The organism is Flavobacterium silvaticum, from assembly GCF_012911565.1.
Lineage (GTDB): Bacteria > Bacteroidota > Bacteroidia > Flavobacteriales > Flavobacteriaceae > Flavobacterium > Flavobacterium silvaticum.
Genome location: NZ_JAAMPU010000095.1, coordinates 1 through 17,147 on the forward strand (window position 1 = coordinate 1; position 17,147 = coordinate 17,147).

At 45.5% G+C, this 17,147-nt stretch carries 13 protein-coding genes and 4 tRNA genes; all 17 read right to left on the bottom strand.

The window, feature by feature from the left end; translation table 11 throughout:
* Window positions 1–1,822: beta strand repeat-containing protein (locus G6047_RS01445; RefSeq protein ID WP_169525693.1), on the bottom strand; the 1,822-nt coding region annotated here is incomplete at its 3' end.
* Window positions 1,823–2,069: 247 nt separating this feature from the next.
* The gene (locus G6047_RS01450; RefSeq protein ID WP_169525694.1) at window positions 2,070–2,384 is read right to left on the bottom strand and encodes a DUF3467 domain-containing protein; all 315 of its coding nucleotides are present in this window, start codon (window positions 2,382–2,384) and stop codon (window positions 2,070–2,072) included.
* Window positions 2,385–2,389: 5 nt separating this feature from the next.
* Window positions 2,390–6,697, bottom strand: a complete 4,308-nt coding sequence (gene rpoC, locus G6047_RS01455; protein ID WP_169525695.1) for a DNA-directed RNA polymerase subunit beta' — start codon at window positions 6,695–6,697, stop codon at window positions 2,390–2,392.
* A gap of 103 nt (window positions 6,698–6,800) precedes the next feature.
* A complete protein-coding gene (rpoB, locus tag G6047_RS01460; RefSeq protein WP_169525696.1) occupies window positions 6,801–10,613 on the bottom strand; it encodes a DNA-directed RNA polymerase subunit beta in 3,813 nt (1,270 codons plus the stop codon).
* Window positions 10,614–10,857: 244 nt separating this feature from the next.
* Complete coding sequence (rplL, locus tag G6047_RS01465; RefSeq protein WP_169525697.1) at window positions 10,858–11,235, bottom strand: 50S ribosomal protein L7/L12; 378 nt, start codon at window positions 11,233–11,235, stop codon at window positions 10,858–10,860.
* 69 nt (window positions 11,236–11,304) lie between these two features.
* Entirely contained in the window at window positions 11,305–11,820 is a 516-nt protein-coding gene (rplJ, locus tag G6047_RS01470; protein WP_169525698.1) for a 50S ribosomal protein L10, read from the bottom strand.
* Between the two features lie 19 nt (window positions 11,821–11,839).
* Window positions 11,840–12,529 (bottom strand): 50S ribosomal protein L1, encoded by a 690-nt coding sequence (gene rplA / locus G6047_RS01475; RefSeq protein WP_169525699.1) that lies wholly within the window; start codon window positions 12,527–12,529, stop codon window positions 11,840–11,842.
* Between the two features lie 14 nt (window positions 12,530–12,543).
* A complete protein-coding gene (rplK, locus tag G6047_RS01480) occupies window positions 12,544–12,981 on the bottom strand; it encodes a 50S ribosomal protein L11 (protein WP_169525700.1) in 438 nt (145 codons plus the stop codon).
* A gap of 66 nt (window positions 12,982–13,047) precedes the next feature.
* Window positions 13,048–13,599: a transcription termination/antitermination protein NusG gene (gene nusG / locus G6047_RS01485; protein ID WP_169525701.1), complete on the bottom strand. Its 552-nt coding sequence runs from the start codon at window positions 13,597–13,599 to the stop codon at window positions 13,048–13,050.
* A 10-nt stretch (window positions 13,600–13,609) separates the two neighbouring features.
* Window positions 13,610–13,804: a preprotein translocase subunit SecE gene (gene secE, locus G6047_RS01490; protein WP_169525702.1), complete on the bottom strand. Its 195-nt coding sequence runs from the start codon at window positions 13,802–13,804 to the stop codon at window positions 13,610–13,612.
* 14 nt (window positions 13,805–13,818) lie between these two features.
* Window positions 13,819–13,889: transfer RNA gene (locus G6047_RS01495), tRNA-Trp, on the bottom strand.
* 56 nt (window positions 13,890–13,945) lie between these two features.
* Window positions 13,946–15,139: an elongation factor Tu gene (tuf, locus tag G6047_RS01500; RefSeq protein ID WP_169525703.1), complete on the bottom strand. Its 1,194-nt coding sequence runs from the start codon at window positions 15,137–15,139 to the stop codon at window positions 13,946–13,948.
* Between the two features lie 51 nt (window positions 15,140–15,190).
* Window positions 15,191–15,262 (bottom strand) — tRNA-Thr (locus G6047_RS01505).
* A 341-nt stretch (window positions 15,263–15,603) separates the two neighbouring features.
* Window positions 15,604–15,684: transfer RNA gene (locus G6047_RS01510), tRNA-Tyr, on the bottom strand.
* 69 nt (window positions 15,685–15,753) lie between these two features.
* Window positions 15,754–15,827, bottom strand: a tRNA-Thr gene (locus tag G6047_RS01515).
* A gap of 89 nt (window positions 15,828–15,916) precedes the next feature.
* A complete protein-coding gene (gene hpf / locus G6047_RS01520) occupies window positions 15,917–16,219 on the bottom strand; it encodes a ribosome hibernation-promoting factor, HPF/YfiA family (protein ID WP_169525704.1) in 303 nt (100 codons plus the stop codon).
* 16 nt (window positions 16,220–16,235) lie between these two features.
* Window positions 16,236–17,138, bottom strand: coding sequence for a tyrosine-type recombinase/integrase (locus G6047_RS01525; protein ID WP_169525705.1), 903 nt, complete (start codon window positions 17,136–17,138; stop codon window positions 16,236–16,238).
* Window positions 17,139–17,147: the final 9 nt, after the last annotated feature.

Here is a 17,147-nt window from a genome sequence, read left to right on the forward strand (position 1 = left end):
TGGCATCGACAGCACAGACACTCACCGAAGAACCGGCCCCGAACGTATCGCCATCGGTATCCGCATAGAAAGGGAACGAAGCGTGTTTCGTGTTGTCGGCATCGTTGCAATCGGTGTTGTCGGTCACGTAACCTGCAGGCGAACCTGTACAGCTCGATTGGGAAACTGCGGTGTTACCGTAGGTGTCTCCGTCGGCATCGGCGTAGTAAGTGACATTGGCGTTACCATTACCATAGACTGCACTCACTACAGGAGTGTTTCCGGCCGGCGTTGATGTGATGGTGATATTTGCCGTGCGGTTCCCGCTGCCCGAAGGAGTGAAAGTTACCATGTAGGTCGCAGTTCCGTTAGTGGCAATTGATGTTGACGAAAGGTTGCTCACCACAAATTCACTATTGTTTGAAACAACCGATACATTCGTAGCCGATCCTCCCGTATTCGAAATAGTATAAGTGATTGCAGAGGCCGAAGCACCCACACATGCCGATCCATTATCCAATGATCCGGAGGTGACCGACAATTGAGGCGCAGCAGGAACCAATTCCCCTGAAGGTAAAATTACCGGCGTTCCGCTGAATCCTGAAAAATTGATTTTGGAAAGCTGGCCAGAGGTCAATCCGCCGACACCTACAAAAATTTTCCCGCCGGACGTATTGGATTGTCCGGCCGTACCGTTCCATCCGGTAATGGTCAGCGTAGATCCATTCCATGTTACACCGCTGCTGTTCGCAAAAGTGAGGGAATGATTTCCTGATCCCAATGCAATTACCGATGAAGCTGACAGATTCAAAGTTCCCAAAGTCTCGGAATTCCCTGATCCTGTATTTAAAGTACCTCCGTTCAAGGTCAGGCCCGCTGTATCATTGATTACGTTAGAAGATAGTAATTGCAGGATAGCACCTGCAGCCACTGAATAAGAAACGGAAGCCTGTGAACCTGAAACAGCAAGCGTACCATTGGAAATTGTCGTACTTCCCGTATAGGTATTTACACCGCTCAACGTCGAGGTCCCGGTTCCGCTTTTTGTAAGGCTATTCACTTTTACCGTAGCGGTTGAGTTTGCCAGTAATCCGTCCGAAATCACACCATCGAAAGTAACACTGGCATTTCCTCCACCTATTTCCACGCTACCTGTACTGGTGAGCGATCCATTTTTCCAATACATATTATTAGAGCTGCCACTGGACTGGTTCCATATCGCAAAACTCTGGATGTTACTACCTGACCCTGATGGAGAATTGGCCATCAACACATCGTAATTATATACTCCATTGGATGTATTTACTCCAATATTAAGTGTTTTGGCAGATGTAACCTTGAATGTAAAAGTCACATCCTGAGCCGGAGTGGCGTAACCAATCAATGAAGAAGCCGCCATAGGGAACCAGTTGCCATTCTTGTTGATCTGGAATTTTGCCCTTTGCGATGTGGAATAATTCGATACGGAACCATTGGCTGTACCGCCATTGAAAGAAATACCCGCAGAACTGTTATCGAAAAAGTTAGATGAATTGCCAACATAACAAGTTATCGAGAACTCATCGCCTACCTGCAAAGCACGTGCAGAAGCAGAACCCGTACCGCCGATGTTAAAGGTCTGGAATAAAGCTACTCCCGGATCGCCTATGTACGGTGACCCGTTTCCGTTAGCATATGTCCCGATTTCCGTCCCATTGTTGTTGAAAGCACCGGCAAAGTAGCTGCCGTTCGTATTGACTGTTTGTGTCGCATTGAAATTTCCGGTCTGCATGGTGTAGTTCACCGTTTGGGCTATACCCGGCCAGCAACATGCAAGAAATAATAGAGGTAAAAGTTTTTTCATAAATCCGTTTGGTTAAATTGAATCCCAACTTTTGTAATTCCTTGTTTTAGAAATCACTATATGTTTCGGACAAACGAAAGTATATAATTATAGAGTTACGAAATCGATGTAGATTTCATTATTGCCAACTATAACGTTTGCGTGTTAATAAATTCTAAAAATGAATTCCTGAATTTGAGAATACCGCAGATATGGCAAATAAAAAAGGCCGCAATTTCTTGCAGCCTTTTTACTAGATATTGATATGTTACGCCTGACCTGTCGGACCAAAGTTCAACGGGATTGGCGCTTGCTCAAACTCGCGGATTTCACCGTGCGCCTGTTCAAACCTGTGGATATTTTCCCCTAATGCTTTCAACAACCTTTTGGCATGTTGAGGCGTAAGGATAATCCGTGATTTGACTTTGGCCTTTGGCGTTCCGGGCATGATGCACACGTAGTCCAAAACAAATTCAGAAGCCGAATGGTTGATGATGGCCAGATTGGAATAAATCCCTTCTGCCGTTGCTTCATCAAGCTCGATATTGATAGACCCTTGCTGAGGTTGATTGTTGTCAGCCATGACTATTAATAATTGTATTCTTCTTTGTTGGCCATCATTTCATTGTAGTCTTCTTTAGAACCTACAATGACCTGATCGTAATCACGCATACCTGTACCAGCCGGAATCCTGTGACCCACAATGACGTTCTCTTTCAAACCTTCAAGCGAATCGACTTTACCTGCAACCGCAGCTTCGTTCAATACTTTGGTGGTTTCCTGGAACGATGCAGCCGAGATGAACGACTTGGTCTGCAATGACGCTCTCGTAATACCCTGAAGTATTGGAGTAGCCGTAGCCGTGATGACATCGCGGGCAGAGACAAGGTTCTTATCGTTACGCTTCAGCAATGAATTCTCATCACGAAGTTCACGTGGAGTCACGATCTGACCTGGCTTAAGATTATCGGAATCACCTGCATCCTCGACCACCTTCATTCCGTAGAGCTTATCGTTTTCTACGATAAAGTCTTTGGTATGGATGAGTTGGTCTTCAAGGAACAGTGTATCTCCCGGATCCTGGACCTGTACTTTACGCATCATCTGACGGATGACAACCTCAAAGTGCTTGTCGTTGATCTTAACCCCTTGCAAACGGTAAACCTCCTGAATCTCGTTGACCAGATACTGTTGTACAGCAGATGGTCCCTGGATTCTGAGGATATCTTCCGGAGTGATCGCACCATCAGATAAAGGAAGGCCAGCTTTCACGAAGTCATTTTCCTGTACCAGAATCTGGTTAGACAATTTCACAAGGTATTTACGGACGTCACCGAATTTGGATTCGATCACGATCTCGCGGTTACCACGTTTGATTTTTCCGAAAGAAACGACACCGTCAATTTCAGATACCACAGCCGGGTTCGACGGGTTACGTGCTTCGAGAAGCTCCGTAATACGCGGAAGACCTCCGGTGATATCACCAGCTTTAGAGGAACGACGCGGGATTTTCACAAGGATTTTTCCAGCCTTGATCTTCTCTCCGTCCTCAACCATAAGGTGAGCGCCCACAGGAAGGTTGTACGAACGGATAAGCTCGTTGTCCTTACCGTAAATGTGGAGTGTCGGGATCAGTTTCTTGTTACGTCCTTCAGAGATTACTTTCTCCTGGAAACCAGTCTGCTCATCAATCTCAACCTGGAAAGTCTGTCCTTGCTCAAGATCTTCATAAGCGATTTTACCGGTAAATTCAGAAATGATAACCCCGTTATACGGATCCCATTTACAGATCACGGTTCCTTTATCGGCCACGTCACCATCTTTTACGAAGATGCTTGAACCGTAAGGGATGTTATGTGTATTCAATACGATACCGGTAGAAAGGTCGACCAACTTCAGTTCAGTTGAACGTGAGATTACGATATCGACGGTATTCCCCTCTGAATCCTCACCTTTAACCGTTTTAAGGTCTTCCATTTCGATACGCCCCTTGAACTTCGCTTCAATTCTGCTTTCTTCAGAAATGTTACCCGCCGTACCACCAACGTGGAACGTACGAAGTGTAAGCTGTGTTCCAGGCTCACCGATAGACTGTGCTGCGATTACACCGACAGCTTCACCTTTTTGGGTCATCTTGCCCGTTGCCAGGTTACGACCGTAACATTTGGCGCAGATTCCTTTGTAAGATTCGCAAGTCAATGGCGAACGGACTTCTACGGCTTCTACCGGAGATTCTTCGATCCTGCGCATCACCGCTTCGGTAATCTGGTCGCCACCGTGAACAAGGATTTCATTGTTCAACGGGTTGACGACATCCTGAAGTGCAACACGTCCGAGGATTCTTTCACCTAGCGTTTCAACGACTTCCTCGTTTTTCTTCAAGGCAGTCACTTCTACACCGCGCAAGGTTCCGCAATCTACTTCGTTTACGATGACATCTTGTGAAACGTCATGCAGACGACGTGTCAGGTAACCCGCATCGGCCGTTTTCAAAGCCGTATCCGCAAGTCCTTTACGTGCACCGTGCGTCGAGATGAAATATTCCAAAATCGAAAGACCTTCCTTAAAGTTGGAAAGGATCGGGTTTTCGATAATTTCACCACCACCAGCGGTCGATTTCTTCGGCTTGGCCATCAAACCACGCATACCTGTCAGCTGACGGATCTGTTCCTTAGAACCACGCGCCCCTGAATCAAGCATCATATACACCGAGTTGAAACCTTGCTGATCTTCGCGGATGTTCTTCATGGCAAGCTCTGTAAGCAAAGCATTGGTCGAAGTCCATACATCGATAACCTGGTTGTAACGCTCGTTGTTCGTGATAAGACCCATGTTATAGTTCATGGTAATACCTTCAACCTGCTCGTTGGCATCGGCAATGAGTTCTTCTTTTCTTTCCGGGATGATGATATCGCCCAAAGAGAACGACAGTCCGCCGCGGAAAGCGAAACGATAACCCATGTCTTTCATATTGTCAAGGAACGCAGCTGTAGTAGGAACGTCCGTTACGGCAAGGATTTTCCCGATGATGTCACGCAACGACTTCTTGGTCAATACCTCGTTGATATATCCTGCAGCTTCCGGAACTACTTCGTTAAAGAGGACACGGCCGGCAGTTGTCTGGATGATTTTCCAAACCAGTTCGCCTTCTTCGTTGAAATCTTTCGCACGGATTTTCACACGGGCGTTGAGTTCCAGTTTGCCTTCGTTTAGGGCGATGTTCACTTCTTCTGCAGAATAGAACACCAGGCCTTCACCAAGGATTTTGATATCGGCAGTAGACAAACGCTCTTTGGTCATGTAGTACAGACCCAAAACCATGTCCTGTGAAGGTACCGTGATTGGCGCACCGTTCGCAGGGTTCAGGATGTTGTGTGACGCAAGCATCAACAATTGAGCTTCAAGGATCGCTTCAGGGCCAAGTGGCAAGTGGACCGCCATCTGGTCACCATCGAAATCCGCGTTGAACGCCGTACAGACCAATGGGTGAAGCTGGATCGCTTTTCCTTCGATCAGTTTTGGCTGGAACGCCTGGATTCCCAAACGGTGCAAAGTTGGGGCACGGTTCAGGAGAACCGGGTGACCTTTGATCACGTTTTCCAGGATATCCCAAACTACAGGCTCTTTCTTGTCGATGATTTTCTTTGCAGATTTTACCGTCTTCACGATTCCGCGCTCGATAAGCTTACGGATAACGAACGGTTTGTATAGTTCTGCAGCCATGTCTTTGGGCAGACCGCATTCGTATAATTTTAGTTCCGGTCCAACGACGATAACCGAACGTGCCGAATAATCCACACGTTTTCCAAGCAGATTCTGACGGAAACGTCCTTGTTTTCCTTTCAATGAATCGGAAAGCGATTTGAGCGGACGGTTCGATTCTGTTTTTACGGCAGATGCCTTACGTGTATTATCGAACAATGAATCTACCGATTCCTGCAACATACGTTTTTCGTTACGAAGGATCACTTCCGGAGCTTTGATCTCCATCAGACGCTTCAAACGGTTGTTACGGATGATGACACGACGGTACAGGTCATTCAAATCTGAAGTCGCGAAACGGCCACCATCAAGCGGCACCAACGGACGCAATTCAGGCGGGATGACCGGAACCACTTTCATGATCATCCACTCCGGACGGTTCTCACGGTTTGCATTGGCATCACGGAAAGATTCCACAACCTGCAGGCGCTTCAACGCTTCTGTCTTACGTTGCTTAGACGTTTCGGTATTTGCCGAGTGACGCAATTCATAAGAAAGGGCATCAAGATCGGTACGGGCCAAAAGATCCATGATACACTCCGCTCCCATCTTGGCAATGAACTTGTTCGGATCATTGTCGTCAAGATATTGGTTTTCCTGTGGAAGGGTGTCAAGGATATTCAGGTATTCTTCTTCTGTAAGGAAGTCGAGACGGTTAAGTGTTTCCCCATCAGGATTTTTTGCGATACCTGCCTGGATCACCACATAACGCTCGTAATAGATGATCATATCCAGCTTCTTTGACGGAAGCCCAAGGATATAGCCAATTTTGTTCGGAAGCGAGCGGAAGTACCAGATATGAGCGATAGGCACCACAAGATTGATGTGCCCTACCCTGTCGCGACGTACTTTTTTCTCGGTCACTTCAACACCGCAACGATCACATACGATTCCTTTGTATCGGATGCGTTTGTATTTACCGCAGGCACATTCAAAATCCTTTACAGGCCCGAAGATACGCTCGCAGAACAACCCGTCACGCTCTGGTTTGTGCGTACGGTAATTGATCGTTTCAGGTTTCAGAACCTCCCCTCTTGATTCCGCAAGGATTGATTCCGGAGACGCCAACCCTATTGAGATCTTGTCAAATCTTTTGATTGGGTTTTTGTCTTTATTATTTCTGTTATTCATCATAGTCATACTAACTGATCTTTAAATGAAAGTTGTTGTTTTTAGTATTGAGATATCAGTATGAGTATTGAGTCATATCTCAGGACTCAATACCCACTACTCAATACTATTCTTCCAAACGGATATCAAGCCCCAAACCTTTCAGTTCGTGCATCAATACGTTGAATGATTCCGGCAAGCCTGGTTCCGGCATGGTTTCACCTTTTACGATAGCCTCGTAAGTTTTGGCGCGACCAATAACGTCATCTGATTTTACCGTAAGGATCTCGCGGAGTGTGCTCGAAGCTCCGTAAGCCTCAAGAGCCCAAACCTCCATTTCCCCGAAACGCTGTCCACCGAACTGCGCCTTACCACCAAGCGGTTGCTGTGTGATAAGAGAGTATGGCCCGATAGAACGCGCGTGCATCTTATCGTCAACCATGTGTCCGAGTTTCAGCATGTAGATCACACCTACTGTCGCCGGTTGGTGGAAACGCTCTCCGGTTCCTCCGTCGTACAGGTAGGTATGTCCGAATCTTGGGATTCCTGCTTCGTCCGTCAGTTCGTTGATCTGATCAAGCGTGGCTCCGTCGAAGATTGGTGTAGCATATTTTCTACCCAATTTTTTACCGGCCCATCCCAGAACGGTTTCGTAAATCTGCCCGATGTTCATACGAGATGGTACACCAAGCGGGTTCAATACGATATCCACAGGAGTTCCATCTTCAAGGAACGGCATGTCTTCTTCACGAACGATACGTGCCACGATACCTTTGTTACCGTGACGTCCAGCCATTTTATCACCAACCTTCAACTTACGTTTCTTGGCGATATACACTTTGGCAAGTTTCAGGATTCCAGCCGGCAATTCATCTCCAACGGTAATTGTGAATTTCTCACGTCTCAATGCACCTTGCAGGTCGTTCAGTTTGATCTTGTAATTGTGGATCAAATCGTTGACAAGCTTGTTCGTTTCGTCATCGGCAACCCACTGACCTTTTGAAAGGTGAGCGAAGTCTTCTACGGCGTGAAGCATCTTGAGCGTGTATTTCTTTCCTTTCGGAAGGACTTCTTCACCCAGATCGTTCATGACACCCTGAGATGTCTTACCGTTGATGATGTTGAACAATTTGTCGATCAGTTTGTCTTTAAGCTCGACGAATTTGACTTCGAACTCCATTTCCAGACTACCTAAATCGTCTTTATCTTTTGTACGCTTGCGCTTATCTTTCATAGCACGCGCGAACAATTTTTTATCAAGGACGACACCGTGAAGCGATGGAGAAGCTTTCAATGAAGCATCTTTCACGTCACCGGCTTTGTCACCGAAGATCGCACGAAGCAATTTTTCTTCCGGCGTAGGGTCAGATTCTCCTTTTGGAGTGATCTTACCAATAAGGATGTCGCCAGGTTTTACTTCTGCACCGATTCGGATCATACCGTTTTCATCGAGGTCTTTGGTAGCCTCTTCCGATACGTTCGGGATGTCGTTCGTCAATTCCTCGTTACCCAGTTTGGTATCGCGGACTTCGAGGGAATAATCGTCAACGTGGATTGATGTAAAAATATCGTCACGAACGACTTTCTCAGAAATCACGATTGCATCCTCGAAGTTGTACCCTTTCCATGGCATGAACGCCACCTGAAGGTTACGGCCAAGGGCAAGCTCACCGTTTTGGGTCGCATAACCTTCGCAAAGAACCTGTCCAAGCTTCACGCGGTCGCCTTTGCGGACAATCGGCTTCAGGTTGATCGACGTACTTTGGTTGGTCTTGCGGAATTTGATCAGGTTGTATGTTTTTTCATCCGGATCGAATGAAACCGAACGCTCCTCGTCAGTACGGTCGTATTTGATCGTAATGATGTTGGCATCTACATATTCGCAAACTCCGTCGCCTTCTGCATTGATCAATACACGGGAATCAGAAGCAACCTGTCTTTCCAGACCAGTTCCAACGATCGGGGCTTCAGGACGCAACAATGGCACGGCCTGACGCATCATGTTCGATCCCATCAACGCACGGTTCGCATCATCATGCTCCAAAAACGGAATCAGGGATGCGGAAATCGACGCAATCTGGTTCGGGGCAACGTCTGTATAATGGATTACCGTTGGCTCGACAACCGGGAAGTCACCTTCTTCACGTGCAATGACACGGTCAGCTGTGATTTTTCCATCTTCATTCATATCGATGTTTGCCTGCGCAATCAGTTTTCCTTCTTCTTCCTCTGCAGAAAGATAAATCGGCTCTGCCTTCAAATCTACTTTACCATCCGTAACCACACGGTAAGGCGTTTCGATGAAGCCCATTCCGTTCACTTTGGCATACACACCAAGCGAGGAAATAAGACCGATGTTCGGACCTTCCGGAGTTTCGATAGGACACAAACGACCGTAGTGCGTGTAATGGACGTCACGAACCTCAAATCCTGCTCTTTCACGTGACAGACCGCCTGGTCCAAGTGCAGAAAGACGACGCTTGTGCGTGATCTCGGCAAGTGGATTCGTCTGGTCCATGAACTGAGAAAGCTGGTTGGTTCCGAAGAACGAGTTGATCACAGACGAAAGTGTTTTCGCGTTGATCAAATCGATCGGGGTAAATACCTCGTTGTCACGAACGTTCATACGCTCACGGATCGTCCTGGCCATACGGGCAAGACCGACACCGAACTGCTGTGACAATTGCTCACCGACAGTACGTACACGACGGTTTGACAAGTGGTCGATATCATCGATCTCTGCTTTAGAGTTGATGAGTTCGATCAGGTATTTGACTATGGTAATGATATCTTCTTTGGTCAAGACCTGCTTTTCCATTGGAATATCAAGGTTCAACTTTTTGTTCATCCGGTAACGACCGACTTCACCTAAGTTGTAACGCTGATCCGAGAAGAACAGCTTCTCGATGATGCCGCGTGCTGTTTCCTCATCAGGCGGTTCTGCGTTACGCAACTGGCGGTAGATGTGCTCGACGGCTTCTTTCTCCGAGTTTGTCGGGTCTTTCTGAAGCGTGTTGTGGATGATGGCGTAATCGGCCTGATTGTTATCTTCCTTGTGCAACAGGATAGATTTCACGTTGGCTTCGACGATTTCCTCGACATTGTCTTTATCCAGGATGGTGTCGCGGTCAAGGATGATTTCGTTACGCTCGATAGATACAACTTCTCCTGTATCTTCATCAACGAAATCTTCATGCCATGTATTCAGTACCCTTGCAGCCAACTTACGGCCGATGTACTTTTTAAGACCTGTCTTGGAAACTTTGATTTCCTCGGCAAGGTCGAATATTTCAAGGATGTCCTTGTCGCGTTCGAAACCGATGGCGCGGAACAAGGTAGTAACCGGTAATTTCTTTTTACGGTCGATATACGCATACATGACATTGTTGATGTCGGTAGCGAATTCGATCCATGATCCTTTGAACGGAATTACCCTTGCAGAGTATAATTTGGTTCCGTTGGCGTGGAAAGACTGGCCAAAGAAAACGCCAGGTGAACGGTGAAGCTGTGATACTACGACACGCTCGGCTCCGTTGATAACAAAGGTTCCGCTTGGCGTCATGTACGGAATAGTTCCTAAGTACACATCCTGTACGATCGTTTCAAAATCTTCATGCTCGGGATCTGTACAATACAGTTTCAAACGTGCTTTCAACGGCACACTGTAAGTCAGTCCTCTTTCGATACACTCCTGGATGCTGTAACGCGGTGGATCGACGAAATAGTCGAGGAACTCCAGTACAAACTGGTTGCGGGTATCAGTTATTGGAAAGTTTTCCATGAAGGTGTTGTACAGACCTTCGTTGCCTCTTTCATCAGACTTGGTTTCCAACTGGAAGAAGTCTTTAAAAGATTTTACCTGAACATCGAGGAAATCCGGATAGGCCGGGATGTTTTTGGTGGAGGCAAAATTTAATCTTTCATTCTGATTTGTGATCATCAAATGGACAAAATTTTGATTAAAAAAAAGTAGTTTTTGTGTAAAACACTGCTTTTCTTTTTTAGGTCAGCACCTCTTTATAAATGAACCAAGCTCGCCCATTTTTTCTTCGTACTGACTAAAAGCTTTGGTATTGCTACCGGGTTGATAATAAAACGCTAAGAATTTTATTATACGAAAAATGGTTTAGGCCTTTGGGAGCATTTCCCAAGGCCTAAACCTAGCTTATTAAAAGCGGTTGGACTTATTTAAGCTCAACTACAGCTCCAGCCTCTTCCAAAGATTTTTTCAGGCCTTCAGCCTCATCTTTAGAAACAGCTTCTTTCACGTTTGATGGAGCAGCGTCAACCAAATCTTTAGCTTCTTTCAATCCAAGACCTGTAAGTTCTTTTACAGCTTTAACTACAGCAAGTTTAGAAGCACCAGCATCTTTCAATACTACAGTGAATTCTGTTTGCTCTTCAGCAGCGGCTACTTCACCACCACCAGCAGCTGGACCAGCAACTACAGCAGCAGCTGCAGGCTCGATTCCGTACTCGTCTTTAAGGATTGTTGCAAGCTCGTTAACTTCTTTTACTGTAAGGTTAACCAGTTGTTCTGCGAATTGTTTCAAATCTGCCATTTTTTCTCGATTTAAATAATTTGTAATGAAATATAATTGGTACTAGTGCGCGATTTTCGCTTGCCTGATTTATTTCTCAGACAGGGTTTTAAGGATTCCGGCAATCTTGCCACCACCCGATTTAAGGGCAGAAACAACATTTTTAGCAGGAGATTGAAGTAACCCGATGATTTCACCGATAACTTCTTCCTTAGATTTAAGGGCGATCAGTGCATCCAGCTGATTGTCTCCGATAAAAATAGCCTGGTGGATGAAAGCACCTTTGAGCAACGGCTTATCAGATTTCTTGCGGAATTCCTTGATTACTTTGGCAGGAGCGTTTCCGTTCTCTGCGATCATGATGGCTGAGTTCCCGGCAAGGATTGTCGGCAAATCGCCATAATCATTGTCAGAAGCTTCCATCGCCTTCTCAAGCAGGGTATTCTTCACTACGTTCAAAGTGATACCCGCTTTAAAGCAAGTTCTTCTAAGGTTAGAAGTCGCTTCTGCGTCAAGTCCGGAAATGTCTGTCAGGTATACAACATTCGTTCCGGCCAACTGTGCAGTCAAGTCTTCAATAACCTGTGATTTTTCTTGTCTAGTCATGATTAAAAAACTTTACTGATTATACAGCTTTGGAATCCAAAGGAATCGCAGGACTCATTGTACTTGACAAGTGGATTCCTTTGATGTATTGTCCTTTGGCCGCAGTCGGCTTCAGTTTGATTAGTGTTTGGATTATTTCGTGGGCGTTTTCAGCGATCTTGTCAGCGTCGAAAGAAATTCTTCCGATACCGGCATGAACGATACCTGTTTTGTCCACTTTAAAGTCGATCTTACCTGCTTTAACTTCGGCAACTGCCTTCGCTACATCCATGGTAACCGTTCCTGTCTTAGGGTTCGGCATCAATCCGCGAGGACCAAGAATACGACCCAAAGGACCTAGTTTACCCATAACGGCAGGTACAGTGATGATCACATCGATATCAGTCCAACCGTCTTTGATTTTTTGCAGATAATCATCAAGACCAACGTGGTCAGCACCTGCAGCTTTCGCTTCAGCTTCCTTATCCGGAGTGACCAATGCAAGGACGCGAACGTCTTTACCTGTTCCGTGTGGAAGTGTTACAACACCACGTACCATTTGGTTCGCTTTACGAGGATCTACTCCAAGACGTACAGCGATATCCACAGACTCATCGAATTTTGCAGAAGCGATCTGTTTGATCAGGCTGGATGCATCTTTCAGAGAGTACAGTTTGTTTTTTTCGATTTTCGAAGCAGCTTCTTTTTGCTTCTTTGTCAATTTTGCCATGTCTTTTTCCTGAATTAGAACGGAGCAGTCCCGCTTACGGTTATACCCATTGACCTTGCAGTACCTGCGACCATGCTCATTGCTTTTTCGATGGTAAAGGCATTCAAATCTGCCATTTTATCATCGGCGATAGCCCTGATTTGATCCCAAGTGACGCTAGCCACTTTTTTACGGTTAGGTTCACCTGATCCGCCTTTCAGCTTAGCAGCATCCATCAATTGTACGGCTGCCGGAGGAGTTTTCACGACAAAATCAAACGATTTGTCTTTATACACGGTAATCTGTACCGGTAAAATCTTGCCGGGTTTATCCTGTGTTCTGGCATTGAACTGCTTACAGAACTCCATGATGTTAACCCCAGCAGCTCCCAAAGCAGGTCCAACCGGTGGCGACGGATTCGCAGCACCTCCCTTAACTTGTAGTTTAACTACTTTACTAACTTCTTTAGCCATTGTTTAAAAAATTTAGCACATCTATCAATTGGAAGCGATTGATGTGATTATATAAAATGTAACAAATTATACTTTTTCAACCTGCATGAAGCTAAGCTCCAGAGGTGTTTTACGTCCGAAGATCTTAACCATGACTTCGAGCTTGCGCTTGTCTTCATTAATCTTCTCGACTGTACCGTTGAACCCGTTGAAAGGCCCGTCGATAACTTTGATGGTTTCGCCGATGTTGAACGGAATGTTCGGACCATCTGCCTTAACAGATAATTCATCGACTTTACCAAGCATACGGTTAACTTCGGCAAGGCGCAAAGGCACGGGATCTCCGTTCTTTACTTCGCCAAGGAATCCAATAACTCCGGTGATGGATTTGATGATGTGGGGAATCTCACCAACAAGGTTTGCCTCAATCATCACGTATCCCGGAAAATACACACGGTCTTTGGTGACTTTTTTGCCGTCGCGTACCTGAACCACTTTTTCAGTCGGGACAAGAACCTGGGAAATATGATCACTCATACCCAACCGGTTGATCTCGGTTTCGATATAATTCTTGACCTTATTTTCCTGACCGCTAACCGCACGGACAACATACCATTTTTTCAAACTACTGTCTGTCATCGCGAATTTTTTATCCTTTTACCCAAGTGAAGAAACCTGCAAGAGCTTTGGAGAAAGTCTCATCGACACCCCAGGTAGCTAATGCGAAAACAACCGAGAATACAGCCACAACTATGGTGTATTTTTGAACCTCTGCCCATTCCGGCCAGGTCACGTTGTCACGCAACTCCCCAAATGCTTCGGATATATAATTAAAAACCTTCATTTGTACTTTATTTGCACGGGTGGAGAGATTCGAACTCCCATCAACGGTTTTGGAGACCGCTATTCTACCCTTGAACTACACCCGTTTGATAAAAACCAGCAGCACAAGGGCACCGCTGGTTTCTTATATAATTTAATCTAATTAGTCGAGGATCTCAGTAACCTGTCCTGCACCAACTGTACGTCCACCTTCACGGATAGCGAAACGAAGACCTACGCTCAAAGCGATTGGGCTCAACAAAGTAACTTCGATAGTCAAGTTATCACCTGGCATAACCATCTCAACTCCTGTAGGCAACTGGATAGTTCCGGTTACGTCAGTTGTACGAACGTAAAACTGCGGACGGTAGTTGTTGTGGAATGGCGTGTGACGACCACCTTCTTCTTTTTTCAAGATATAAACCTCAGCCTTGAACTTAGCGTGTGGCTTAACAGATCCTGGCTTAATGATAACCATACCGCGACGGATGTCAGCTTTATCGATACCACGCAACAAAAGACCTACGTTATCTCCAGCTTCTCCACGGTCAAGGATTTTACGGAACATCTCAACTCCAGTGATTGTAGAAGTCAATTTGTCAGCACCCATACCGATGATTTCAACCGGATCACCTGTGTTAGCTACACCAGTTTCGATACGTCCTGTAGCAACAGTACCACGACCTGTAATAGTAAACACGTCTTCAACCGGCATAAGGAAAGGCTTAGCGTTGTCACGTACTGGCTCTTCGATCCAGTTGTCAACAGCTTCCATTAGTTCAAGGATTTTAGGAACCCAGTTTGGATCAGCGTTCAATCCACCCAAAGCAGAACCCTGGATAACTGGTCCGTTATCTCCATCGTACTCATAGAAAGACAATAGGTCACGGATTTCCATTTCAACAAGCTCCAAAAGCTCAGCATCGTCAACCATGTCCACTTTGTTCATGAAGACAACGATTCTTGGAATACCAACCTGACGGCCCAAAAGGATGTGCTCGCGAGTCTGTGGCATTGGCCCGTCTGTTGCAGCAACAACAAGGATAGCACCGTCCATCTGGGCAGCACCTGTAACCATGTTCTTAACGTAATCCGCGTGACCTGGACAGTCAACGTGAGCGTAGTGACGGTTAGCTGTTTCGTATTCTACGTGTGAAGTATTGATAGTAATACCTCTTTCTTTTTCTTCCGGAGCGTTATCGATCTGGTCGAAAGATTTTGCAGCTGTCTTAGAAAAACCGGCTTCTGCCAATACCTTAGTGATAGCAGCAGTCAAGGTCGTTTTTCCGTGGTCAACGTGCCCAATCGTACCAATGTTAAGGTGCGGCTTGTTCCGGTTAAAATTCTCTTTTGCCATTTTACTTGATTTTAATCTTAGTTATATATTAGTGTTCAAATTCTCAAATTGAGCCAATGACGGGATTTGAACCCGTGACCTCTTCCTTACCAAGGAAGCACTCTACCCCTGAGCTACACCGGCAAGGTCATTTAAAATCCTAATTTTGAACCATAAACAAGTGGAAGCTGTTTAAGGTTCAAAAGTTAGAATCTGGCACTCCCGAAGGATTGCCATAAACTTCCGGCAGACACCGCAAGTTTATTTTATTTTAAGGTCCGTGGGAAAATGGTAGTTTTCACTTGAATTTATGTTTCCAAAGCACCTGAAAGACCCCGTCAATACCCTGCTTTTCAAATGCAAGACCGATGGGCAACTTTCAAGAGTTCACCGAAACCAAAATCGTTAACGACGGAACCTCATTAATTTTTGACCCTAGCACTGGCACAAACAAAGTCGCGACACGGCTTAAATCAAAAATTTTGTGGGGAGAGCAGGATTCGAACCTGCGAAGATTGCTCAACGGATTTACAGTCCGTCCTCGTTGGCCGCTTGAGTATCTCCCCTAACCTTTTTCATTACAATACCTTAAAGAACATTTGACAGTAAAAACTGACAGTAATTTTGCTCTTTTGAGCCGATAGAGGGACTCGAACCCACGACCTGCTGATTACAAATCAGCTGCTCTAGCCAGCTGAGCTACACCGGCATTATTCATAAAAAAAGCCCGCTATTTCTAACGGACTGCAAATGTATATCTTTTAATTTGGTATTCAAAACATTTTTCTGAAAAATTTTTCAGATGTGTGTTCTGATCTTTTCTTTGCGTTTGAGCAATAATCTTTCTATGGATTCAGCACATTGATCGGCAGCTTCCTCAAAGCTCTTACATTGTTTTTTGACTATGAATTCGTCACCCGGTACATGTATTTTCATTTCGACATTCTTATTTTCTTTCTCACTAATATTTTCAGCCTTGAGGTATACTTCCGCCGATACCACCCTGTCATAATATTTTTCCAGTTTGTCCACCCGTTCCTGGATGAAGTCTACGAGTTTGCCGTCGATAGTGAAATTCACCGCGTGCACATTAACTTTCATAATCACTTGTTTTAAATTAGTATTCCTGTGTTCCGCGATTCCGTGGGTGCGCATTGCCATAGACCTGTTTGAGTTCCGCAAGGCTGCTGTGGGTGTAAACCTGTGTTGATGCCAGGCTTGCATGACCGAGCAATTCCTTGACCGAATTCAAATCGGCACCATTGTTAAGCAAATGCGTCGCAAAGGAATGTCGCAGGATGTGCGGGCTCTTTTTTATCTTGCCCGACACACTACTAAAATAGCGATTAATCAATCGGTACACAAAGGAATCGGTCAATTTAACTCCTTTTATAGAAACAAAGAAAAATTCAGTATCGGTAATTTCTTCAAGTGCTTTTCTTTCAGAAAGATATGTACGGATCAAATCAGCCAACCCCGGAACCAAAGGCACAACACGCTCTTTATTCCTCTTCCCCAGCACCTTGCAGGTCATCGAGCCTAAATCTACATTAGCCAGTTTCAGCTGGATCAGCTCGCTTCGGCGCATTCCCGTGCCATAAAACAAATCAATGATCAATCTGTCCCGAAAACCTTCAAAACCATCCTTGAATTCAAGCGTAACTACTTCATCCATTTCAGTTTCCGAAAAAGGCAGCTGGATTTTTTTGGGAGACTTTAGCGATTTGTGTTTCGCCATCGGACTGACCGAAACAACACCAATCTTTTGAAGAAATTTATAGAACGCTTTAAGCGAAGACATCTTTCTGTTGACCGATAACAGTTGCAATCCACTTTCAACCAAGGCTACAATCCAGTTCCTGATTTCGCCGTAACTCGCTTCTTCCGGAACTGAAAGTCGGTCCATTTCCAGAAAAACACGAAACTCTTCCAAATCGGCCAAATAAGCCTTGGCGGTATGACCGGAGTAGTTGCGCTCACGCAGCAGATACGATTCGAAGGCCTGGAAGTTTGGAGTCATAAAAAAACC